Source organism: Microbacterium sp. (genome assembly GCF_051953575.1).
In the GTDB taxonomy this organism is placed as follows: Bacteria; Actinomycetota; Actinomycetes; order Actinomycetales; family Microbacteriaceae; genus Microbacterium.
Genome location: NZ_JBQCIP010000206.1, coordinates 1 through 22,142, shown reverse-complemented (window position 1 = coordinate 22,142; position 22,142 = coordinate 1). Strand labels below are relative to the sequence as shown.

Sequence of the window (22,142 nt, the reverse complement as noted above, 5' to 3'; positions counted from 1 at the left end):
CGGCGATGCGGATGCCGGCCGCCTCGGCGAGCGTCGCGAGGTACTGGCCCGAGATGACGCCGAGGCCGACGATGCCGACGGCGGTCGGCTGCGCCCCGCTCATCGCGCCGCCCACAGGAGTCCGCGCTCGATGATCGTGCGCACGTTGTCGTCCTGCAGCACGTCGAGGCTGTGGCCGGGCGTCGAGACGAAGACGCGTCCGGCGCCCCACTCGCGCGTCCACACCGCGGGAGAGACGATCGGGCGGTGCCACGGGTGGTACGGCTGCACCGGATGCGTGGTCGTCGCGAGCACGTCGATGAGGTCGTCGTGCAGCACCCAGTACTGCTCTGTGGTGAGCGTGAAGTCGTCGAGCCCGGCCATGATCTCGTGCCCGCGGCCGAGGTCGGTGAGCTCGACGGTGTACTCCAGGTAGTTGTCGGTCTGGTCGCCGTGCACCTCGTCGGGGTGCTTCGACGGGTGGGTGGCGAACTGTCCGCCGACCAGCTGCAGGTAGTCCGAGCTCGCCCGGAACGAGTCGGCGATGCCGCCGTGCCAGCCGGCGAGCCCGGTGCCGGCGGCGACGGCGTCGCGCAGCCCCTTGACCGCCTCGTGCGAGGCCTCCGACATCGTCACCGACTGCAGCACGAGGTCGGTCGCGGCCATGCGGTCGGCGTCGGCGTACACCTGCGGGTCTTCCTCGATCGTCACGTCGAAGTCGCTGTCGCGGAGGAACGGGATGAACAGGTCGGTGGCTTCGACCGGATGGTGGCCGTCCCATCCGCCGCGGACGACGAGGGCGGTGCGGGTCATGCGGGGGTCCCTTCGGTTGCGCCGGCGGCGGATGCCACCGGGGTGAGGATGCTGTCGTGCGCGGCGCTCTGCTCGACGGCGGCGAGCACGCGCTGCACCTGCGCCGCGTCGGCGAAGCTGGGCGACACCGGGATCTCGCCGGCGATGGCGCGCACGAAGTCGACGGCCTGGTGGGTGAACAGGTGCTCGTAGCCGAGGCCGTGACCCACCGGCCACCACGCGCCGGCGTAGGGGTGGCGCGCCTCGGTGACCTGCACGCGGCGGAAGCCCTGGGCCGCGTCCGCCGCGGCGTCGTACACCTCGAGTTCGTTCATGCGCTCGAAGTCGAACGCGATCGCGCCGCGGTCGCCGGCGATCTCGACGCGGTTTGCGTTGCGGCGACCGGTCGACATCCGCGTCGCCTCGAAGACACCGAGGGCGCCGCCGTCGAACCGCGCCGTGAACGCGGCCGCGTCGTCGACGGTGACAGGCAGCCGGTCGGTCGGGTCGGCGGCGACCCCGCCGAGCCCCTCGACCGCGCCGCGACGCGGGCGCGAGGTGACGAAGGTGCGCATGACGGCCGAGACGGCGTCGATGCTCTGGTCGGCGAGCCACTGCGCGGTGTCGATCGAGTGCGCGCCGATGTCGCCGAGCGCGCCCGATCCCGCGCGGTCGCGGTCGAGCCGCCAGGTGTGGGGCGCGTCGGGATCGCTCAGCCAGTCCTGCAGGTACTGCGCACGGACGTGGCGGATCTCGCCGACGCGTCCCTCGGCGATGAGCTCTTTCGCGAGGGCGAGCGCGGGCGTGCGGCGGTAGCTGAAGCCGCACATCGCGACGCCCGGGGCGCGGGTCGCGGGTCGCGGCATCCGCCATCGCATCGGCCTCGGCGACCGAGTTCGCGAGCGGCTTCTCGCACAGCACGTGCTTGCCCGCGGCGAGCGCCGCCAGCGCGATCTCGGCGTGCGTGTCGCCCGGCGTGCAGATGTCGATCACGTCGATGTCGTCGCGCTCGACCGCCTCGCGCCAGTCCGCCGAGTGCTCCGGCCAATCCAGGCGGGCGGCGAAACCGGCGGTCGCCTCGGGCCGGCGGCCGACCACGAGCGACGGCACGGGGTCGTACGGCAGGTCGAAGAAGCGGGGGGCTGTGCGCCAGGCCTGCGTGTGGATGCGGCCCATGAAGCCGGTGCCGATCAGCGCGATCCGCAGCGGCGATGTCGTCGTCGTCATCGTGTGGAGTCCCTTTCCAGGCACCGACGATGCCACCGGCTCCACGACCGGGCGAGAATCTTGCGCAAAACCCGCGACGTGCGCGAGGGTGGTCGCGTGCCCGCCCGTGTGACCCTCGCTGACCTCGCCGCGCGCGCCGGTGTGAGCGTCGGAACGGCCTCTCGTGCGCTGTCCGGTCGCGGCGACCTGTCCCCCGCGACGCGGCGACGGGTGCTCGCCGCCGCCCGTACGCTCGGGTACGCCCGCGACCCGGCGGCCGGAGGCCGCCCGCCCGGGTCGGCACGGCTCGTCGACCTCGTGCTCGGCGGCTACCACAACGCGTACTCCGACGAGGTGACCGCCGGCGCCCGGAGCGCCGCGGCGGCCGCCGGCTACGACCTGGTGCTCACCGAGGAGCGCGACACCCCCGACGACGACTGGCCCATGCGGGTCCGCCGGCGCGGCTCGGCCGGTGTCGTGCTCGGCCTCATCTCGCCCACGGCGTCGCAGCTGGCGGCGCTGGAGGATGCCGACATCCCGGTCGTCCTCATGGATCCCCAGGCCGAGACGTCCCGCGGTCTCACGAGCGTCCGCACCACCGACCGCGCCGGCGCCCGCACGGCGGCCCTGCACCTCGCCGACCGTGGAGCCACGCGTTTCGCGATCGTGGTGGGCTCCCCGCCGTACCGCTACGGCCGCGCGCGTCACGAAGGCTTCGTCGAGGGACTCCACGAGGTCCTGCCGGGTGTCGATCCGGTCACGCTGGAGGCGGACTGGGGCGCCGCCGCCGCCCGCGACGCCGCTCTCCCGCTGCTGCGGCGCCTGCGCGCGGGAGAGCGCCTCGGCGTGTTCGCCTCCTCGGACGAGATGGCCGCGGGCGTGTACGCGGCCGCCGCGGCGACCGGCCGCCGCATCCCCGACGACGTCCTCGTCGTCGGCTTCGACGACCTGCGCAGCGCCCGTTGGCTCACTCCGCCGCTCACGACCGTCCGGCAGCCGATCCGCGAGATGGCGGCGGCGGCCGTCACGGCCCTCACCGACGCGGCCGCGGGCGCGGTCCTGGCGTCGAGCCCCATCGTGCTGCCGACGCGGCTCATCCCCCGCGGCTCGACCTGACGCCGGACGGACCGGCGGGAGCGGCATCCACTCAGCACAGAACGACCTACCCGGCGCCCCGGCCGCACGGGTAGCGTGAGGAGACGTCCGACGGAAGGCCACTCATGTCTCTCTCGACCGAACGCCCCGCCCGCACCGGCCGCCCCGCGCGGAGCGAGGCCGAGCTGCAGCAGATGGCGAAGGACCACCTCTGGATGCACTTCGCCCGGCAGTCCGTCATGACGGACGGCCCCGGGGTCCCCATCATCGTCAAGGGCGAGGGACACCACATCTGGGACTCGCAGGGCAAGAAGTACATCGACGGGCTCGCGGGACTCTTCGTCGTCGCGGCGGGCCATGGCCGCAAGCGCCTCGCCGAGGTCGCGGCCAAGCAGGCCGAGGAGCTCGCGTTCTTCCCGATCTGGTCGTACGCGCACCCGGCCGCGATCGAGCTGGCCGACCGTCTCGCCGACTACGCTCCCGGCGACCTCAACAAGGTCTTCTTCTCGACGGGCGGCGGCGAGGCCGTCGAGACGGCGTTCAAGCTCGCCAAGTATTACTGGAAGCTGCAGGGCCGGCCCACCAAGCACAAGGTGATCTCACGCTCGGTCGCCTACCACGGCACGCCGCAGGGCGCCTTGGCGATCACCGGCATCCCCGCGATGAAGGCGATGTTCGAGCCGGTCACGCCGGGCGGGTTCCGCGTGCCGAACACCAACTTCTACCGGGCCTCCGACATGGGCGCCCCGACGGGCAGCGTCGAGGAGTTCGGCGTCTGGGCGGCCGACCGCATCGAGGAGATGATCCTCTTCGAGGGCCCCGACACCGTGGCGGCGGTGTTCCTGGAGCCGGTGCAGAACTCCGGCGGATGCTTCCCGCCCCCGCCCGGCTACTTCCAGCGGGTGCGCCAGATCTGCGACAAGTACGACGTGCTGCTCGTGTCGGACGAGGTCATCTGCGCCTTCGGCCGCATCGGCCACATGTTCGCGTGCGACGCCTACGGCTATCAGCCCGACATGATCACGTTCGCGAAGGCCGTCACGAGCGGCTACTCGCCGCTGGGCGGCACCGTCGTCAGCGACCGCATCTACGAGCCGTTCGCGCACGGCGACCGCTCGTTCTCGCACGGCTACACGTTCGGCGGCCACCCGGTGTCGGCGGCGGTCGCCCTCGAGAACCTCGACATCTTCGAGGAGGAGGGACTCACCGCGCACGTGCGCGAGAACTCGCCGCTGTTCCGCTCGGCCCTCGAGCGCCTCACCGACCTGCCGATCGTCGGCGACGTCCGCGGCGACGGCTACTTCTTCGGCATCGAGCTGGTGAAGGACAAGGCGACGAAAGAGACCTTCGACGACGACGAGTCCGAGCGCCTGCTGCGCGGGTTCCTCTCCAAGGCGCTGTTCGACGCCGGGCTCTACTGCCGTGCCGACGACCGCGGCGACCCCGTCATCCAGCTCGCTCCGCCCCTCACGATCGGTCCGGCCGAGTTCGACGAGATCGAGCAGATCCTGCGCGGGGTGCTCACGGAGGCGTGGACCCGGCTCTGATCCAATGGATGCCGGGCACCCCGGCATCCGCTCCCCCGCGGCCGAGCGGGATCACGACCGGCGCAGCGCCTCCGCTTCGTCGCGGTTGAAGGCGGCCGCCCGTGCCACGAACTCGTTCGCGAAGTCGAGCTGCTCGTCGGTGAGCGTGGCGAGGTACTCGTTCCAGCGCGCGGTGACGCCCTCGTAGATGGGGCCGACGCGCGCGAACAGGGTCTCGGGGATCGCCGAGACGATGACCTTGCGGCGGTCCGAGGCGTCCCGGGTGCGCGAGACGTATCCGGCCCGCTCGAGGCGGTCGATCATCGCCGTGATCGCCCCGCCCGCGGTCAGGCCCAGCCGTGACGCCAGCTCACCGGGTGTCGCGGGCCCTTCGCTGAGCAGCAGACCCACCGCCTGCAGGTCGGATGCGTTCAGTCCGCCTGAGCGGGCGACGGCGTCTTGAAAGAGCACGGCGCGCGCCATGAACTCTCGCATGACCTCCCCCTGTCGGGCGATCGCGGAGGCACGGGTGGAGGAAAGACCGGTCATCTGCTATTCTCTCTGAAATAGAGATACTCTCGCTGCGAGAGTCTCTGTTCTCTTCTTAGACTAGCGAAAGGTCGCGATCATGCCCAAGGCGCTGATCATCGGAGGCGGGATCGCCGGGCCCGCCACGGCCCTGTTCCTGCAGAAGGCCGGCTGGGAGGCGGAGCTGTTCGAGGCACGGCCGCAGCCGGAGTCCCACGGCGGACTCTTTCTCAACGTCGCCACGAACGGCCTCGCGGTGCTCGACCAGCTGGGGCTGCGCGACCGGCTCGTCGCGCTCGGACACCACGCCCCCTACATGGAGATGTGGAGCGGCCGCGACAGACTGCTCGGCACCGTGCCCAACGGGCCGGCCGGCGAACCGGAGCGGGGAAGCGTCGTCGTCCGCCGGGACGAGCTCCATGCCGTGCTGCGAGAGGCGCTCGCAGAGAACGGCATCTCCACGACGTGGGGCGCGCGCCTGGAGCGCATCGACGAGCACGCGGACGAGGTCACCGCGCACTTCGCCGACGGCACGGCCGCCACCGGGGACATCCTGATCGGCGGCGACGGCGTCGGGTCGATGACGCGGCGCTGGATCGACCCTGCGGCGCCCGAACCGGACTACACGGGCCTGCTGAGCGTCGGCGGGTTCGCCCGCGTGCCCGGGCTCGAGCCCACACCCGCCGTGCAGCGCATGATCTTCGGCGCCCGCGGATTCTTCGGCTATCTGGTCCGCGAGGACGGCGAGGTGTACTGGTTCGCCAACCCCACCAGCCCCGAGCTCGACAAGACCGCGTTCCGGCGGATCCCGGGCGACGAGTGGCTGGACGAGCTGCGCGTGCTGCACGCCGACGACCCGTACCCGGTGCCGCAGATCCTCGACGCGGCCACCGAGGTCGGCGCGTATCCGATCTACGAGCTGCCGCACGTGCCACACTGGCACCGCGGCCGCGTCGTCGCCGTGGGCGACGCCGTGCACGCCACATCCCCCAACGCGGGGCAGGGGGCATCGCTCGCCCTCGAAGACGCCGCGACCCTCGCACGCAGCCTGCGCGACGCGCCGACGCACACCCAGGCGTTCGGCGCGTACGAGCGCCTCCGCAGGCCACGCGCCGAGGAGGTCGTGGCCTACTCGCGGGCCATCGGGCGGCAGAAGGCCCCCGGGGGCTCCCGCCTCGCCGTCGCACTGCGCGACGTGATGCTGCCGCTGTTCCTGCGCAACGCGACGAAGAACACCCGAAACAATCACCTGTACAACCACACCATCGCCTGGGACGACACCGCGGCGACCAGCGCCTGACGGGCGACTCAGCGCGGGGCGAACGCCGCCCGGAAGAGACGTCGCGCCCGGTCCGACACAGCGGGCCGGGCTGCGGCATCCGTCCTCGCCAGCTCCGTGGCGAGCATGCCGGTAGCCATCGTGACGTCCTCGATCTCGACGTGGGCGCCGATGCGGCCCGCGGCGTGGTCCCGCGCGACGAGCTGCTGCACGACGCCGTAGAACCGCTCGCCGAGGGCGGCGACACGGGGATCGGTGAGGTCGGCCGTGACCAGCTGGATGAACGCCGTGGACGCGACGGCCTGATCGACGACCCGATCCAGCAGGTCCTCGATGGTGCGATCGGGCGCTGCGGTGTACTCCTCGAGGTCGCGCACATTGTCTTCGAAGACCGCGACGGCGAGCGCGGTGCGGTCCGGGAAGTGGCGATAGAGGCTGCCCTGCCCGACGCCGGCGCGCTTGGCCACCGCGCTGAACGGGGCGGCGAGACCCCCTTCGGCGTAGACCTCTCGGGCGGCGGCGATGAGGGCGCGGCGGTTGTCGGCAGCGGCGGCGGGGCCACGGTTCTGGCGGGTCTCCGCACGGGGGGATGCGGTGCTGGGCACGGTGGTAGCCTAGTACCGGACAGAGTTGTCCGGTAGGAGCCGCCCCGAAGGATCCTCATCCCCGGACCCGCAGCCCCGATGCACTGCCAGATGAAAGGGAAGACCATGAGCACCACCCCCGCTCCGCTCACCGGAGCCTCCAGCATCCAGACCTGGCTCGACGACGCCGCCGGCGGCGCCGCGCTGCGCGGCCTCCTCGCGCAGGGCGGGCAGAGCGCCGACGCCCTGGCGCCGATCGCCGCCCTGCCCATCTCGAACCTCGTCGCCATGAGCGGCGGCGCGTTCCCGCAGGCCGCGCTCGACGCGCTCATCGCGCAGGTGAACCCCGACGGCGTGCCCGCCGAGGCAGCCGGCGCTCAGACCCCCCGCGCCGAGTGGGCAGAGAAGGTCAGCGCCGGTCGGTTCACCGGACAGACGGTCGTCGTCACCGGCGCGGGCTCGGGCATCGGCCGCGCCACCGCATCGCGCATCGCACGCGAAGGCGGCCGGGTCATCGCGGTCGACGTGAGCCAGGAGCGCCTCGACGAGTTCGTGGCCGCGCACGACGGCGCCGACGTCGTCGCCCTCACCGCCGACATCACCGACGACGAGGGCGTCGCCCGCATCGTCGAGGCTGCCGGCGACCGCATCGACGGGCTCGCGAACATCGCGGGGATCATGGACGACATGACCCCGGTCGGCGAGGTCACCGACGCCGTCTGGGAGCGGGTCTTCCGCGTCAACGTCACCGGCACGATGAAGCTCATGCGTGCCGTCATCCCCGCGATGCTCGCACAGGGCGGCGGCTCGATCGTGAACACGTCGTCCGAGGCGTCGCTGCGCGGCTCGGCCGCGGGTGCGGCCTACACGGCCTCGAAGCACGCCGTGGTCGGCCTCACCAAGTCCAGCGCGTTCATGTACGGGCCGAGCGGCATCCGCGTCAACGCGGTCGCCCCCGGCGGCGTGATCACCAACATCGAGGCGAAGTTCGCCTCGCCCCTGGGCGCCGAGCGGGTGCAGGCGGGAATGGCCGTCATGACGCCGCCGGTGACCGCCGATCGCCTCGCCGCATCGATCACGTTCCTGCTGTCGGACGACGGCGTGAACGTCAACGGGCAGAACCTCGCCAGCGACGGCGGCTGGTCGGCCGCCTGACCCCTGACCGCGAAGCCCCGGCCGACCCGACGGCCGGGGCTTCGCCATGCCGGCGGCGGGGTCAGAACGGCCAGATCAGCGGCACGTAGTACACGGCCACCAGCAGGAAGAAGATCGCGAGGGGCAGGCCGAGCTTCCAGTAGTCGCCGAAGCGGTAGCCGGCGGGGTCCATCACCATGAGGTTGGCCGGCGTCGCGATCGGAGTGAGGAACGCGGCCGCGCCGGCCACGGTCAGCGCCATCATGAACGGCTGCACCGAGACGCCCATCGCCTGCGCGACCGAGATCGCGATCGGTGCGACGATCAGCACCGTCGCGGTGTTGCTGATCAGCTGCCCGAGCACCACCGTCAGGGCGCACAGCGCCAGCAGCGCGACCTGGGGGCCTGCGTCGCCGAGGAGCGACAGCATCCCTCCCGCGACGAGGTCGGCGGTACCCGTGCTGATGAATGCCGTCGACAGCGGGATCATCCCGGCGATGAGCACGACGGTGGTCCACGAGATCGAGTGGTAGGCCTGCGTGACCGTCACGGTGCGGGTGAGCACGAGGGCGCACGCCGCCAGCAGCGCCGCGACGGCGGGGGGAACGAGGCCCGTGGCGAGCAGCACCACCATCGCGAGCAGGATCACGGTCGCCCGTTTGGCTCCACGCCCGAGAGGCACCGATCGCCGCAGCTGCGACGGGTCGTCGACCGCGAGCACGCCCGGCTCGCTGGCGCGGCGCGCGAGGTCGTCCCAGGCCCCCTGCAGCAGCAGGGCGTCCCCGGCCTGCACGACGAACTCGGCGCCCTTGAGCTGCTCGTCGCCGCGGCGGGCCGCGAGCACGACGAGGTCGCCGCGCTTGGTCGTCATGCCTGCGCACAGAGTCTTGCCGATGAGCGGCGAACGCGGCGCGACGACCACCTCGGTGACGCCGTTCACCGGGCCGAGCAGCGTCCCGGTGTCGACCGACAGCGAGTACTGGCTGCGGAGCAGCCGGGCGTGCCGCATGAGGTCCTTGGGCATGAGGGCGCCGCGGCGCTCGGGCAGCAGCCGGTCGCCGAGCAGCAGGATGGCGACGGTGCCGAGGAGGATCGGGATGCCGACCAGCGCGAACTCGAAGAACCCGAACTCGCGCCCGCCGGCCCCGGCCGCGAACTCCGACACGATGATGTTGACCGGGGTCCCGGTGAGGAGCAGCAGCGACCCGGCCGAGGCGGCGAACGCCAGAGGCATGAGCAGCTTGGACGACGCGATGCCCGCGCGGGCGGCGACCACCACGACGAGCGGCAGCAGGGCCGCGACCGCGCCGTTGATGCTGATGAGCGCGGTGAGGCCCGCCACCAGCAGCGCGATCACGACCAGCAGCGTGTTGCGCTTCGTGCCCGCACGGCCGATGACCCTCTGCCCCGCCCACGCCGTGATCCCCGTCGCGTCGAGCGCCTCGCTGACCACGAACAGCGCCGCGATGAACAGCGTCGTCGGGTCGCCGAAACCGGCCAGGGCCTGCGGCAGCGTCAGCACGCCGGTGAAGTAGAGCGCCAGAGCGACGCCGATCGCGACGACGCCGATCGGCACGCGGTTGCTCACGAACGCGATGACCGCGAGGACCAGGATGATGAGCGTAGCGGCGACGGGGTCCACGGCCCCAGCGTAGCCAGCGACGTCTTCGCTGCGGGGCCGGCGGCGGCATCCGCGCTGCGACAGGTCGACGACGAGCCGATGCCGCGCCCGCGGCCGCACCCGGGCTCAGCCGCGCAGCACCGCGAGGCCGGCGACGTCGTAGGCGAGCTCGACGGCCTCGAAGATCGCGGCGTCGATCGTGCGGGGTGCGAACGCGTCGCCGATCGTCACGACGCGAGGAGCGGCATCCCGGACTCCGTCGATGCCGACCGACGCCCGCGGCTCGACGGCCACCACGGTGTCGACCTCGCCGAGGGTCGCTGCGACGCCGGTGAGCACATCGCGCACGACGACCTCGCGTCCGCCGAGGCTCTCGACGCGGTGTGCCGTCCGACGCCGGAAGGTGCCGGGAGCGCCCAGGCGCTCCAGCAGCAGCGGGCGGTCGTAGCCCGCGCCGATGTGCGGGAACACCGTCTCGAACGGGGTGACGAGCTCCAGCTCGTCGACGTGCGGCAGCAGCATGAGCGCGATGCCGGCCGCGTACGCGGTGCCGTCCGCGTCGACGACGACGATGCGGTGGCCGAGAGAGCCGTGATCGGATGCCGCGGCGAACGCATCGACGGTGCCGTGCGCCGGGAACCCGCCCGCGTAAGCCCTGCCGAGCGCGAGCGAGGTGGTCGCGGGCGCGACCGCACCGGTGGCGACGACGATGCCGTCGGCGTCGAGGTCCCGCAGCAGCGCCGCCGTGGCCGGGACTCCGAGTCGCACATCGACTGCGGCGCCCGCGAGGTCGCGCACCAGGTCGTCGACGAGCAGGCCGACGCTCTCGCGCCCCGGCACCTGCCCGGCGAGCCGCAGCTGGCCGCCGAGCTCGGCCGACCGCTCCAGCAGTGTGACGTCATGACCGTCGTGGGCGAGCTCGACCGCCGCGCGCATGCCGGCCGGTCCCCCGCCGACCACGATCCACCGCTGCGGCGCGTCGGTGATCGGGCGAGGCCCGCGCTCGTGCTCGCGCCCGGCCAGCGGGTTCACGGTGCACGACATCGCGAGCCCGCGGCTGCCGCGGCCGAGGCATCCCTGGTTCAGCCGGATGCAGTGACGGATGCCGGGGTTCGAGGTGTCGACCGGCGCGGCGCCGACGAGCTTGCGGCCGAGGTCGGGGTCGGCGATCTGCGCGCGGGTGAGGGCGACCATGTCGGCGATGCCGGAGGCGACGACCTCTTCGGCCTCTTCGACCGACCGTGCCGCGCCGACGCCGAACACCGGGACGTCGGGGTTCGCGGCCTTGACCGCGGCGACGTCGTCGCGCAACCAGGCGTACGGCATCGGCGACGACGGGAACACGTAGTGCACGTTGTGGTACCCGCCGGCGGCGAGGTCGAGGAAGTCGATGCGCGCCTCGGCCCGCAGCCGCGCGATCACCTCGCGCATGGCTGCGCCGTCGAGCCCGTCCGGGTGGAACTCGTTCGCGACGATGCGGATGCCGACCGTGAAGTCGTCGCCCACGCGATCCCGCACCGCCCGGAGCACCTCGCGGGGGAAGCGGGTGCGGCCCTCCAGGTCGCCGCCGTATTCGTCCGTCCGCGCGTTGTACAGCGGCGACAGGAACTGGTGGAGCAGGTATCCGTGGGCCATGTGGATCTCGACGCCGTCGAAGCCGCCGGCCCGGGAGTTCTCTGCCGACAGCGCCCATCCTTCGACGAGCCCGGCGATGTCGTCCCGGTCCATCTCGCGGGTCGCGTGCGCGGTGGAAGGAGACAATATGCGCGACGGGGCATACACCGTGCGCGGGCCATCGGGACTGTCGGCCTGCGCCTGCGCGCCGTGGTGGTTGAGCTGCACGAAGATCTTCGCGCCGGCGTCGTGCACGGCATCCGTCATCCGCTTCGACGCCGCTACGCCCTCGGGACGGTACGCATCCTCGAAGCCCTTGATCGAGCCGGTCGGGTGCACGAAGTGGTTGCCCGCGACGAACAGCCCGCAGCCGCCTTCGGCCCGCCGCACGTAGTACGCCGTCTCGCGGTCGGACTCGACGCGGTCGGAGTACTGCTTGGAGTGCGCCGTCTGCATGATGCGGTTCGCCACCGTGACGGCACCGATCCGCAACGGCTGCGCGAGGGCGGACGAACGGGTACCGGAACTCGCGGACATGCCGTCGAGCCTACGACGAGCCGTGTCCCCGTGACTCAGTAGCCTGGAGCGATGATCAGGTTCCCGGTGATCACGGCCACTTCGCGCGTTCCTCCGCAGTACTTCCACGCCCGCTGGTGCGACGTCGCCACCCACCCCGAGTGGGCGCCCGGCATGGAGTACATCCGGCTCGAAGGGCCGGTGCGTCCCGGAGCGCGCGGCGTGATGAAGACCCGCGACGGCGAAGAGACGCCCATGATGGTCAGCGACGTCGTCCCCGGGCTGGCCTTTCAGGACACCGTGCTCTTCGACGGCGCCTCACTCACGGTGCGCCATGAGTCGCACCCCGACGGAACGGGCAGCCGGCTGGAGCTGCACGCGTCGTTCGACGGCCCGCGTGCCGAGGAGTTCGCGGCGAGCATGGCAGGTCTGGACGATGTGCTCGCCTCCGACCTCGCCGGGCTGATCGCCCTGGTCGAGAGCGAGCACTGAGCCGGCCGTCCGGCCACCGGGTCAGAGCCGGGTGAGGGCCTCGTCGAGATCGGCGAGCAGGTCGGCGGCCGACTCGATGCCGACCGACAGCCGCACGACCTCCGGCGGCACGGCGAGCTCGGTGCCGCGCACCGAGGCGTGCGTCATCTCGTCGGGGTAGTTCATGAGCGACTCGACGCCGCCCAGCGACTCCGCGAGCTGGAAGAGCCGCGTCGACTCTGCGAAGCGTCGGGCGGATGCCTCATCCGCGAGCGCCACCGACACGATGCCGCCGAACCCGGTCATCTGCCGCGCCGCGAGCTCGTGTCCGGGGTGCGACGGCAGTCCCGGGTAGTACACGCGGGCGACCGCCGGATGCGACGAGAGGAAGGATGCCACTTGCTGCGCGTTCTGGCTGTGCCGCTGCATCCGCAGGGCCAGCGTCTTGATGCCTCGCGTCGTCAGCCACGCGTCGAGCGGACCCGACACCGCCCCGACCGCGAACTGCAGGAACTTCACGTCGGCGTACAGCGCGTCGTCGTTCAGCACCAGCGCGCCCCCGACGACGTCGGAGTGCCCGCCGAGATACTTCGTCGTGGAGTGCACGACGACGTCGGCGCCCAGCGCGAGCGGCTGCTGGAGCGCGGGCGAGGCGAACGTGTTGTCGACGACGACGAGCGCGCCGGCGTCGTGGCCGAGCCGGGCGAGGCCGGCGATGTCGGTGATGCGCAGTAGCGGGTTGCTCGGGGTCTCGACCCACACGATGCGCGCGGGACGCTCCTCCAGAGCGGCCCGCACGGCGTCGAGGTCGCTCATGTCGACCACCCGCACGGTCACGCCCCACGCCCCGAGCACCCGGGCGATGAGCCGGTACGTGCCGCCGTACACATCACTGCCCAGCAGCACCTCGTCGCCGGGCGTGAGCGCGGCCCGCAGCAGCGCGTCCTCGGCGGCGAGCCCCGACGCGAACGACAGCGCGTGCGCGCCCCCCTCGAGCGCGGCCAGCTGCGTCTCCAGCGCCGTGCGGGTGGGGTTGCCGCTGCGCCCGTACTCGTAGCCCTCGCGCAGACCGCCGATGCCGTCCTGGGCATACGTCGTCGAGAAGTGCACGGGCGGGATCACCGCGCCGGTCGTGGGGTCGAAGGCCTGCCCTGCGTGCACGGCGCGGGTCTCGAAGCCGGAGGCGGCGGTGGGCTCGGTCATGCGGGTGCTCCTTCGGTGGTGGTGGTCCCGGCTGTCCCGGTGCCGTCGGCGGGCAGGTCGAAGCCGTGCTCGCGCATCCAGTCGTCGTCGTAGAACCGCTGCAGATACCCTCGGCCGTGGTCGGGCAGCAGCACGACCACGACCGCGTCGGCAGGCAGGTCACGGGCCGTGCGCAGCGCCGCGACCACGGCCATGCCGCTCGATCCGCCGACCAGCAGCCCCTCCTCGCGGGCGAGGCGCCGCGTCATGGCGAACGCCTCGGCATCCGGGATGCGGTGGATCTCGTCGGGCACCGAGGGGTCGTAGCTGTCGGGCAGGAAGTCCTCCCCCACGCCCTCGACGAGATAGCCGTGCAGCGGCCCGCCGGAGTAGATCGACCCCTCCGGGTCGGCGCCGACGACGCGGACGGCGCCACCCGACACCTCGTGCAGATACCGGCCCGTGCCGCTGATCGTGCCACCGGTGCCGATGCCGGCGACGAAGTGCGTCACGCGGCCGTCCGTGTCGCGCCAGATCTCGGGACCGGTGGTCTCGTAGTGGCTGCGCGGACCGTTCGGGTTCGCGAACTGGTTCGGCTTGAACGCGCCGGGGATCTCGCGCACCAGGCGGTCGGCGACGCTGTAGTACGAGCGCGGGTCCTCGGGCGGCACGCTGGTCGGCGTCTCGACGACCTCGGCTCCGTAGGCCTTGAGCACGTCGACCTTGGCGCCCGCGAACTTGTCGGGTACGACGAAGATCATCCGGTAGCCGCGCTGGATGGCGACCAGCGCGAGCCCGACGCCGGTGTTGCCGCTGGTGGGCTCGATGATCGTCCCGCCGGGCAGCAGCAGCCCGTCGCGCTCTGCAGCGTCGATGATGCGGGCGGCGATGCGGTCCTTCGCCGAGCCGCCGGGATTGAAGTACTCGACCTTGGCGAGCACGGTCGCGGCGATGCCGTCGGTGACACGCGTGAGCTGGACGAGGGGGGTGTTGCCGACGAGGTCGGCGACGCTCTGGGCGTAACGCACGTGAGGTTCCTCAAGTGTTGCCGCGCGCACGGGCGCGGAGGGTTGTCAGGGTCGCGGAGGGGCTGCGTGAAGCGGAGGCTTCAACAGCAGGAGCGACAACACCGACAGGTCAACACGCGGGCAAGTCTAGACGGCCGCCGGGCCCCGAGTACAGACGTCGTCCGCAATCCGGGATCACGCGGCGCCGCACATGCCGTGCGGCACGACCTCGGGGACACACGGCGTGCAGCCGTTGCGGGCGCTCAGCAGCGAGCGCTCGAGCACGGCGATCGTGGTGCCGCCGCCGCGGCTCGTGAACGACGGCATCCGCAGCGCTTCCGCCAGAATCATCCGCCGCACGCCGAAGAACCGCTCCAGATCGTCCGCCGTGAGGAACGGCGGGAGGGTGCGCGTGAGCTCTCGGATGACCACGGGCCCAGCATCCGCCCGCACCATCCAGGCGCGGCGACGCAGCTGCCGGCGGAACTCCGCCTCGGGCACGAACCAGCGCCTCCCGAACCGATAGCCGGGCAGCTCGCCGTTCGCGAGCCGTCGGGTGAGGGTGGCCGGCGTCAGGCCGGCGAGCTTGGCGGCCGCGGCGGGCGTGAGGAACGGCGATGCGCCGGTGCCGCGGCGAGTGGGGATGACATCGAAGCTCACACCCGGCAAGACGCCAGGAGCGGGCTTTCATGACGGCACCCCGGGAAAAGGCGAAGGGATGCCGCGGCCGGCGGCATCCCTTCGCCTTTCATCACCAGGTCGCGACGTACTCCGAACGGCGGACGAGCGCCGCCTGCTCGACGAGCGGAAGGGAACGGTCGACGGCCTGCACGACGCGGCGCGCGACCTCGGGCGAGCTCAGCCGGTAGTCGGTGAAGTCGCTGTTCGACGCGTACACGCCGATCGGCAGCGTCAGCGCCTGGAAGAAGCCGAACAGCGGGCGCAGCTGGTGCTCGATGATGAGCGCGTGCCGTTCCCCGCCGCCGGTCGCCGCGAGGAGCACGGGAGTGCCCACGAGGTCGTACTGGCCGACGAAGTCGAAAAGGTGCTTGAACAGTCCCGTGAACGAGGCGCGGTAGACGGGGCTCGCGACGACGAGCAGGTCGGCCGACTCGATCGCCCGCAGCGCGCGTTCCACCTCGGGGGCGACGTCCTCGCGGCTCAGTGCCCCCGCGAAGCCCGGCCCGAGGGCGGCGACCTCGATGAGCTCGGTCTCGGCGGCGGCGCGCTCGGCGACCCCGGCGAGGATCGTGCGGACGAGCGCCGTGGTGCGGCTGGGCTCCTGCAGCGACCCCGACACCCCCACGACCCGCAGCGGTCGCAGCGCGTCGGCGGCGGGTGCCGCTGCACCGTGCTCGGTGGCCGCACCGTGCCCGATCGCCCCGCCGTGCCCGATCGCCGCACCGTGCTCGGTGCCCTGCGCTGCGGTGCGTGCCGCCGCGATGGCGGCCGCCGTCGCCGCCGCGAGCTCGACGGCGCTCACGAGGCGTCCTCCGGGGGCGCGACCGGGCGGCCGATCGAGAGCATCAGGCGGTTCGCCCAGTTGAAGAACGCGGCGCCGTGGATGACGTCCGAGATCTCGAGGTCGTCGAGGCCCGCGTCGCGCAGCCGGGCGACGTGGGTCTCGTCGAACGCGAGCGGAGTCGCGGTGAGTGCGGCCGCGGCGGCCACGATCGCGTTCCACCGCTCGCCCAGGTCGGCGTCGATGCCCTCGTCGAGCAGGCGGTCGACGAGCTCGGGCGACTTGGAGAAGTGCGTCGCGAAGCGTGCGTGCACGGACGCGCAGAAGACGCACCCGTTGACCCGCGACGCGGCGGTCGCGGCAAGCTCCCGCTCGGCCCGGGGCAGACCCTCGGCCGTGTTGTAGAAGATGTCCTTGTCGACGAGGGTGCGCGCCCGGAGGATCTCGGGGTCGCGGACGAGTAGCCGGAAGTAGTCGCTCGAGGCCCGCGGCCGGTCGACGAGACCCTCGTAGTGACGCTCGGTCAGCTCGTCGACGGGCAGCGGCTCCAGCCACGGGAGCCACCCCACCTCGGCGCGCGTGAACGCGTGGGGGTGAGGCGCGTCGTGCGTCAGGACGGCGGCTGCGGTCGCTTCGGTCGTGGTGCCGGTCATGCGGAGACCTCCTCGGGGGTTGCGACGGACGGCGCCAGCGCGCGGAGGCCGGCGGCCACCCGCTGCTGGAAGGCCAGGAACGACACCAGCTGCGACAGCGTCACGATGCCGTCGGCGCTCCATCCCGCGTCGACGAGGCGCGCCTGGGCCGCGGCATCCGCCTCCCGCGGCCGGAAGGTGAGCAGGTGGGCGTGCGCGAGCGCGGCGGTGAGCCGCTCGCCCAGCGCATCGCGGGCGGCGATGCCGGGCTCGTAACGACGCCCGTCGGTGCTCTCGGCGACGAGGCCGTCCTCGCGGTAGGCGCCGAACGGTCCGGCCGTGGCGGCGGCGGATGCCTCGCCCAGGACGATCTCGGTGCGCCGCGCGTCGACCGCGGCCGAGGCGTCGGCGTAGAACGCGGCCGTCGCGTCGTCGGCTGTCGAGCGTGTGGCGAACGCGGCGACGAGCACGCGCTCCTCCAGCGGGAAGGCGGTGTCGTCGATCGGCGCGAAGAGGGCGTCGTAGCTGGCCTGCAGCTGCTCGCGCGTGACGGGACGGCGGCGGCGCAGCGCGTCGAGCGGGTCGCCCGCGTGGACGCCGACGAGGTCGTCGACGACGTCGATGTCCTCGATGAGCTCAGGGGTGGTCATGAGGTCTCCTTTCCGAGACGGCTTGCGGTTTCGAGGGACCGGTCGCGGACGGACCAGTCGAGCACCGGCGCCACCTCGGTGGCGAAGAGCTCGATCGAGCGGAGGACGAAGTCGTGGGGGGCGTCGACCGAGTGCACCTGGAAGGCGACCTCGGTCGCGCGCGACAGGGTCGAGTCGGCCGCCAGCGACGTCGCGACCTCCTCGGGCGTGCCCAGGTGCGTGTCGGTCGCGGCGATGAGGTCGTCGAGCGCGCCGTCGGGAAGGTGGTGCCCCGAGCGGCGCAGGCCCTCTGCGGCGCGGCGGAGCCCGACCTCGGCGAAGCGCAGGGCGTCGGCGCGGTCGTCGGCGACGAAGACGGTGCGGGATGCCGTCACGCGCGGCGCGACGCCGTCCGGCAGGGCCTCCAGGTACCGGTCGATGATCGGGTGCTGCAGGTCCGCCAGGCTCGCGCCGAGGGCATCCGCGGGGCGCGGCTGCGTCCGTGACAGCAGCAGGCCGTGCCCGTGGACGCCGGCCCGGGTGCCGCCCGCAGGCGAGAACGTCGCCTGCCAGACGCGTTCGGCCAGGCTCCCGGCGGGCGGGTAGAGCGTGTTGCCCCCGCCGATCTCGCGACCGGCGAGCGCGTCGAGCAGCACCGCGAGCTTCTCGTCGTACACGGCCGCCTTCGCCGAGACGTCCTGCCCGAACGGCACGAACGACGACGGGGTGCCCCCGCTGCCGAGACCCAGATCGATGCGCCCGTCCGACAGCAGGTCGGCGACCACCGCGTCTTCGGCGACCCGCACCGGGTCTTCCAGCGGCAGCGTCACGACGCCCGTGCCGAGCCGGATCTCGCTCGTCGCGGCGGCGGCGTGGGCGAGGAACACGAACGGCGCGGGCAGGCCGCCCTCCGCGGCACGGAAGTGATGCTGCGCGACCCACGCACGCCCGACCCCGAACCGCTCCGCGTGACGGATCTGGTCGGTGGCGAGGCGGTAGCGCTCGGCCGGCGGGGCCTCGTCGAGAAGACGCGTGAAGAACGCGAGAGTCGGCGCGGTCATGCCGCGACCTCCGATCGTCCGGGCACGGCTGCCAGCAGCTCGCGCGTGTATTCGTGGGTGGGGGCCGAGAAGAGGTCCTCGGTGCTGCCCGCCTCGACGACCCGGCCGCGGCGCATCACCGACACGGTGTGGCTGACGCGCCGCACGACGGCGAGGTCGTGCGAGATGAACAGGTAGGTCAGGCCCAGCTCCTGCTGCAGCGACTCGAGCAGCTCGAGGATGCGCGCCTGCACCGTCACGTCCAGCGCCGACACCGCCTCGTCGAGCACGACGACGTCGGGCCGGATCGCGAGGGCGCGGGCGATCGCGACGCGCTGCCGCTGTCCGCCCGACAGCTCGCGCGGCGAGCGCTCCAGGACGTCGGCCGGGAGCGCGACGCGATCGATCAGCTCCGCGGCGCGGGCGTGCCGCTCGGCCCGCGTGCCCTCACGGAAGTTGTGCAGCGGCTCGGCGACGATCTGCGCGACGCTCTGCCGCGGATCCAGCGACGAGAAGGGGTTCTGGTAGACGAGCTGGATGCGCCGCCGCAGCTGCCGCAGGCCCTCGCCGCGCAGCCCCGCGATGTCGCCGAGCGCGCCCGAGGCGTCCGCGAGCTCGATGCGCCCGGCATCCGGCTGCAGGAACCTCGTCACGAGCCGTGCCGTCGTGGTCTTGCCCGACCCCGACTCCCCCACGAGCGCGTGGGTCGTGCCCCGGCGGACCTGGAACGACACGTCGTCCACCGCCCGGAACGCCTCCCGCCCGCGGACGCCGAACTCCTTCACGAGCCCTTCGGCCACGATCGCGTAGGGGTTCTCCCCTGCGGCGGCCGCGGCATCCCGGAGGAACAGCGGTGCGGCAGGACGCCGGAAGCCCTCCGTGGCGAGGGCGGGCGCATCGGCCAGGAGCTGCCGCGTGTACGGGTCGGCCGGGGACGAGAGGATGCCGGCGCTCGGCCCCTGCTCGACGACACGGCCCTGGTTGAGCACGACCAGTCGCTGGGCACGGTCGGCCGCGACGCCGAGGTCGTGCGTCACGAGCAGCACCGAGGTGCCCTCCTCACGGCGCAGGTCGTCGATGAGGTCGAGGATGCGGCGCTGCACGGTGGCGTCGAGGGCGCTCGTCGGCTCGTCGGCGATGATCAGCCGCGGCCGCAGTGCGATCGCCGTCGCGATGAGCACGCGCTGGCGCATGCCGCCCGACAGCTCGTGCGGGTACTGACGGGCCCTCAGCGCAGGGTCGTCGAGGCCGACGCGTTCGAGCAGCTCCAGCACGCGCGCACGGCGCGTGGCGGCGTCGCGGACTCCGTGCACCTGCAGGATCTCGCCCACCTGCACGCCGATCGGGCGGACCGGGTCGAGCGACGACACCGGGTCCTGCGGCACGAGGCCGACCCGGGCGCCGCGGACGCTGCGGAGCCGCTTCTGGTTCCAGCCCGTGATGTCGACGCCGCCGAGCGCGATCGAGCCGCCGTCGACGCGGCCGCCCTCGGGCAGCAGGCCGATGAGGGCGTGGGCGGTCGTCGATTTGCCCGAGCCGGACTCGCCGACGAGCGCCACGACCTCGCCCTCCTCGACGGTCACGTCGACGCCGTGGACGACCTCACGGCGCCCGGTGCGGGTCTGGTACGACACCCGCAGGTCGTGCACGTCGAGCACGCTCATCGCGTCCCCCTTCCGATCGACTGGCTGATGCGGTTGGCGCTCAGCACGACCACGAGCACGACGAGCCCGGGCAGCGTCGTCAGCCACCAGGCGGTCGCGACGTAGTTGCGCCCCTCGGCGATGAGCAGGCCCCACTCGGGCGTCGGCGGCGGAGCGCCGTACCCCAGGAAGCCGAGCGTCGAGATCGCGAGGATGGCGCCGCCGAACTGCAGCGCGGCGAGACCCACGACGGCGGTGAGCGAGTTGGGCAGCACGTGCCGCCGCAGCACCGAGGCGAACGACCCGCCGCTGCCGAACGCGGCTTCGACGTAGTCGGTGCGGCGCACGCGCACGACCTCGGAACGCGACAGCCGCGCGAACGACGCCACGCTGCCGATGCCGACGGCGATAGCCGCGTTCACGGTGCCGAAGCCGAGCAGGATGATCACCGACAGCGACAGCAGCAGGCCGGGGATCGACAGCAGGACGTCGACGACCCGCATCAGCACGTCGTCGAGCCACCCGCCCACGGAACCGGCGACCACCCCGAGCAGGGTGCCCGCCGCGAGGCCGACGGTGACGGCGATGAGGGCGCCCGACAGCGAGTGGATCGCGCCGTACACGACGCGGGCATAGAGGTCGCGGCCGATCGCGTCCGTGCCGAACCAGTGCTCGGCGCTCGGCGGCAGCAGCTTCTGCGCCGGCACCCCATCGATCGGGTCGTACGAGGTGAACAGCCACGGCACCGCGGCCCACAGCACCGCGATGACGATGACCGCGACGGCGAGCACGAGGGTCCATGAGGGGCGCCGCCCGTTCGCGAACAGCCGTGCGACGTTCGCGCGCCGCGTCGGCTGTCCGTCGAGCGCGCCCGCGTCGCGCGCCACCGGGTCGAGCACGGTGCCGGATGCCTCGTCCCGGGCGATCCCGGCGGTGGCGGCATCCGGTCGTTCACTGGTCTGCGTGCTCATGCCGAGGCTTCCTGGAGGGCGGGGGCGGACGATGTGCGGGCGGCGCGCGAGCTGCGACGCAGGCGCGGGTCGAGCACCGGGTACAGCAGGTCGACCACGAGATTGACGACGACGAACGTCAGGGCGGCGAGCACGACGATGCCCTGCAGCACCGGGATGTCCTGGCTCGAGACCGCCTGCTCGGTGACGCGGCCGATGCCCGTGCGGCCGTACACCGTCTCGGTGACGACCGCGCCGCCGATGAGCTCGCCGAACAGCACGCCGGCGATCGTGAGGGTCGGCAGCAGGGCGTTGCGGGCGACCGACCGCCACAGCACCCACGACGGCGAGGCGCCCTTGGCGCGTACGACCGTCACGAACGGCTGCAGCTGCACGTCGTCGATGCTGCGCACGAGGATCTGCGCGAGCGGCGCCGAGATCGGCACGGCCAGCGTGATCACCGGGAGGATGAGCCCGACCGCCGGGTCGGCCGCGACGATCGGCACCCAGCCGAGCCCGAACGAGAACACCTGGATGAGCAGGATGCCGAGCCAGAACACCGGCACGGCCACGAAGACGCCCGGCAGCGCCTGCAGCCCCTGACGCAGCCAGCCGAACGGCGACAGGGTGGACAGGAACGCGATCGCGAAGGCGATGATCGCCGCGAGCACGAACCCGAGGCTCGCGAGCACCGCCGTGGCCGGAAGAGCCTCGCCGATGAGCTGCAGCACCGGCGTGCCGTACTGCGTCGAATAGCCGAAGTCGCCGCGGGCATACCCGGTGAGGGTCGCCCAGTACTGCTCCCACCACGACGAGTCGACGCCGTACGCGACGCGGATCTGCTCGATCTGGTCGGCGCTGAGCCCCAGTGACGGGTCCTCGTACTTGATCAGGATCGCATCACCCGGCAGCAGCTGCAGCAGGATGAACGTGGCCGTGAAGGCCGCGATCAGAACGATCGCGGCCTGCCCGGCGCGTCTCAGCGCGTAGCTCATCGACTCCTCGGTCCTACTTCTTCTTGTCGAGCCACACGTCGTAGAACAGCGGACGTGCGACCGATTCGAACTCGACGCCCTTGACGTACGGCGCGGCGCCGTACACCTGGGGCTCTTCGAACAGCGGGATCACGTACGCCTGCTCGGCGAGGTAGTCCTGCACGGCCTGCGACGCCTTGACGCGGGCGTCGGGGTCGGCGGTCGAGGCGACGGCGAGCAGCAGCTCGTCGAGCTTCGCGTCGTCCGACAGGAGCGTG

Annotated in this window: 20 protein-coding genes and 2 pseudogenes; 5 read left to right on the top strand and 17 right to left on the bottom strand. The window is 72.6% G+C overall.

Features of this window, described 5'->3' with window-relative positions; genetic code table 11:
* Nucleotides 1–99 precede the first annotated feature (99 nt).
* On the bottom strand, nt 100–792 hold the full coding sequence (locus ACTHNQ_RS12705; RefSeq protein WP_440333876.1) for a ThuA domain-containing protein: 693 nt from the start codon (nt 790–792) through the stop codon (nt 100–102).
* A pseudogene (locus ACTHNQ_RS12700) lies at nt 789–1,998 on the bottom strand (Gfo/Idh/MocA family protein). Before ACTHNQ_RS12700 ends, ACTHNQ_RS12705 begins: the two are co-directional and overlap by 4 nt.
* A gap of 96 nt (nt 1,999–2,094) precedes the next feature.
* Here ACTHNQ_RS12700 and ACTHNQ_RS12695 point away from each other — a divergent pair.
* Both ACTHNQ_RS12695 and ACTHNQ_RS12690 read left to right on the top strand, forming a co-directional pair.
* Entirely contained in the window at nt 2,095–3,093 is a 999-nt protein-coding gene (locus ACTHNQ_RS12695) for a LacI family DNA-binding transcriptional regulator (protein WP_440333874.1), read from the top strand.
* A 104-nt stretch (nt 3,094–3,197) separates the two neighbouring features.
* Nucleotides 3,198–4,619, top strand: a complete 1,422-nt coding sequence (locus tag ACTHNQ_RS12690) for an aspartate aminotransferase family protein (protein WP_440333872.1) — start codon at nt 3,198–3,200, stop codon at nt 4,617–4,619.
* A 51-nt stretch (nt 4,620–4,670) separates the two neighbouring features.
* Here ACTHNQ_RS12690 and ACTHNQ_RS12685 read toward each other — a convergent pair whose 3' ends face one another.
* Nucleotides 4,671–5,147 (bottom strand): MarR family winged helix-turn-helix transcriptional regulator, encoded by a 477-nt coding sequence (locus ACTHNQ_RS12685; protein WP_440333870.1) that lies wholly within the window; start codon nt 5,145–5,147, stop codon nt 4,671–4,673.
* Between the two features lie 79 nt (nt 5,148–5,226).
* Here ACTHNQ_RS12685 and ACTHNQ_RS12680 point away from each other — a divergent pair, with 79 nt between their 5' ends.
* Complete coding sequence (locus tag ACTHNQ_RS12680; protein ID WP_440333868.1) at nt 5,227–6,426, top strand: FAD-dependent oxidoreductase; 1,200 nt, start codon at nt 5,227–5,229, stop codon at nt 6,424–6,426.
* Between the two features lie 8 nt (nt 6,427–6,434).
* On the opposite strand, the gene ACTHNQ_RS12675 is transcribed toward ACTHNQ_RS12680, so the two are convergent.
* Nucleotides 6,435–7,010: a TetR family transcriptional regulator gene (locus ACTHNQ_RS12675; protein ID WP_440333866.1), complete on the bottom strand. Its 576-nt coding sequence runs from the start codon at nt 7,008–7,010 to the stop codon at nt 6,435–6,437.
* Between the two features lie 105 nt (nt 7,011–7,115).
* On the opposite strand from ACTHNQ_RS12675, the gene ACTHNQ_RS12670 reads away from it, so the two are divergent.
* The gene (locus ACTHNQ_RS12670; RefSeq protein ID WP_440333864.1) at nt 7,116–8,144 is read left to right on the top strand and encodes an SDR family NAD(P)-dependent oxidoreductase; all 1,029 of its coding nucleotides are present in this window, start codon (nt 7,116–7,118) and stop codon (nt 8,142–8,144) included.
* 61 nt (nt 8,145–8,205) lie between these two features.
* On the opposite strand, the gene ACTHNQ_RS12665 is transcribed toward ACTHNQ_RS12670, so the two are convergent.
* The gene (locus tag ACTHNQ_RS12665; RefSeq protein WP_440333862.1) at nt 8,206–9,765 is read right to left on the bottom strand and encodes an SLC13 family permease; all 1,560 of its coding nucleotides are present in this window, start codon (nt 9,763–9,765) and stop codon (nt 8,206–8,208) included.
* A 105-nt stretch (nt 9,766–9,870) separates the two neighbouring features.
* Nucleotides 9,871–11,895 carry an oxidoreductase gene (locus ACTHNQ_RS12660; RefSeq protein ID WP_440333860.1) on the bottom strand — a complete coding sequence of 675 codons (2,025 nt, stop codon included), beginning with the start codon at nt 11,893–11,895 and terminating at the stop codon, nt 9,871–9,873.
* A gap of 51 nt (nt 11,896–11,946) precedes the next feature.
* On the opposite strand from ACTHNQ_RS12660, the gene ACTHNQ_RS12655 reads away from it, so the two are divergent.
* Entirely contained in the window at nt 11,947–12,366 is a 420-nt protein-coding gene (locus ACTHNQ_RS12655; RefSeq protein ID WP_018171325.1) for a hypothetical protein, read from the top strand.
* A 21-nt stretch (nt 12,367–12,387) separates the two neighbouring features.
* Here ACTHNQ_RS12655 and ACTHNQ_RS12650 read toward each other — a convergent pair whose 3' ends face one another.
* The 11 genes and pseudogenes from ACTHNQ_RS12650 to ACTHNQ_RS12600 all read right to left on the bottom strand — a co-directional run.
* On the bottom strand, nt 12,388–13,548 hold the full coding sequence (locus tag ACTHNQ_RS12650; RefSeq protein ID WP_440333858.1) for a cystathionine gamma-synthase: 1,161 nt from the start codon (nt 13,546–13,548) through the stop codon (nt 12,388–12,390).
* Nucleotides 13,545–14,555: a pyridoxal-phosphate dependent enzyme gene (locus ACTHNQ_RS12645; protein WP_440333856.1), complete on the bottom strand. Its 1,011-nt coding sequence runs from the start codon at nt 14,553–14,555 to the stop codon at nt 13,545–13,547. The genes ACTHNQ_RS12650 and ACTHNQ_RS12645 overlap by 4 nt, the downstream gene beginning before the upstream one ends.
* 174 nt (nt 14,556–14,729) lie before the next feature.
* Complete coding sequence (locus ACTHNQ_RS12640; RefSeq protein WP_440333855.1) at nt 14,730–15,194, bottom strand: helix-turn-helix domain-containing protein; 465 nt, start codon at nt 15,192–15,194, stop codon at nt 14,730–14,732.
* A gap of 91 nt (nt 15,195–15,285) precedes the next feature.
* On the bottom strand, nt 15,286–16,017 hold the full coding sequence (gene msuE / locus ACTHNQ_RS12635; protein WP_440333853.1) for an FMN reductase: 732 nt from the start codon (nt 16,015–16,017) through the stop codon (nt 15,286–15,288).
* A complete protein-coding gene (locus tag ACTHNQ_RS12630) occupies nt 16,014–16,649 on the bottom strand; it encodes an alkylhydroperoxidase domain protein (protein WP_018171320.1) in 636 nt (211 codons plus the stop codon). Before ACTHNQ_RS12630 ends, msuE begins: the two co-directional genes overlap by 4 nt.
* Nucleotides 16,646–17,278 (bottom strand): CMD domain protein, encoded by a 633-nt coding sequence (locus ACTHNQ_RS12625; protein WP_440333851.1) that lies wholly within the window; start codon nt 17,276–17,278, stop codon nt 16,646–16,648. Before ACTHNQ_RS12625 ends, ACTHNQ_RS12630 begins: the two co-directional genes overlap by 4 nt.
* Nucleotides 17,275–18,318 (bottom strand): putative FMN-dependent luciferase-like monooxygenase, encoded by a 1,044-nt coding sequence (locus ACTHNQ_RS12620; RefSeq protein ID WP_440333849.1) that lies wholly within the window; start codon nt 18,316–18,318, stop codon nt 17,275–17,277. The genes ACTHNQ_RS12625 and ACTHNQ_RS12620 overlap by 4 nt, the downstream gene beginning before the upstream one ends.
* Nucleotides 18,315–19,961 carry a dipeptide ABC transporter ATP-binding protein gene (locus tag ACTHNQ_RS12615; protein ID WP_440333847.1) on the bottom strand — a complete coding sequence of 549 codons (1,647 nt, stop codon included), beginning with the start codon at nt 19,959–19,961 and terminating at the stop codon, nt 18,315–18,317. Before ACTHNQ_RS12615 ends, ACTHNQ_RS12620 begins: the two co-directional genes overlap by 4 nt.
* Nucleotides 19,958–20,911, bottom strand: a complete 954-nt coding sequence (locus ACTHNQ_RS12610) for an ABC transporter permease (protein ID WP_440333846.1) — start codon at nt 20,909–20,911, stop codon at nt 19,958–19,960. Before ACTHNQ_RS12610 ends, ACTHNQ_RS12615 begins: the two co-directional genes overlap by 4 nt.
* The gene (locus tag ACTHNQ_RS12605; RefSeq protein ID WP_440333844.1) at nt 20,908–21,885 is read right to left on the bottom strand and encodes an ABC transporter permease; all 978 of its coding nucleotides are present in this window, start codon (nt 21,883–21,885) and stop codon (nt 20,908–20,910) included. Before ACTHNQ_RS12605 ends, ACTHNQ_RS12610 begins: the two co-directional genes overlap by 4 nt.
* Nucleotides 21,886–21,898: 13 nt before the next feature.
* Nucleotides 21,899–22,142, bottom strand: a pseudogene (locus ACTHNQ_RS12600) (TIGR04028 family ABC transporter substrate-binding protein); the annotation flags it as partial.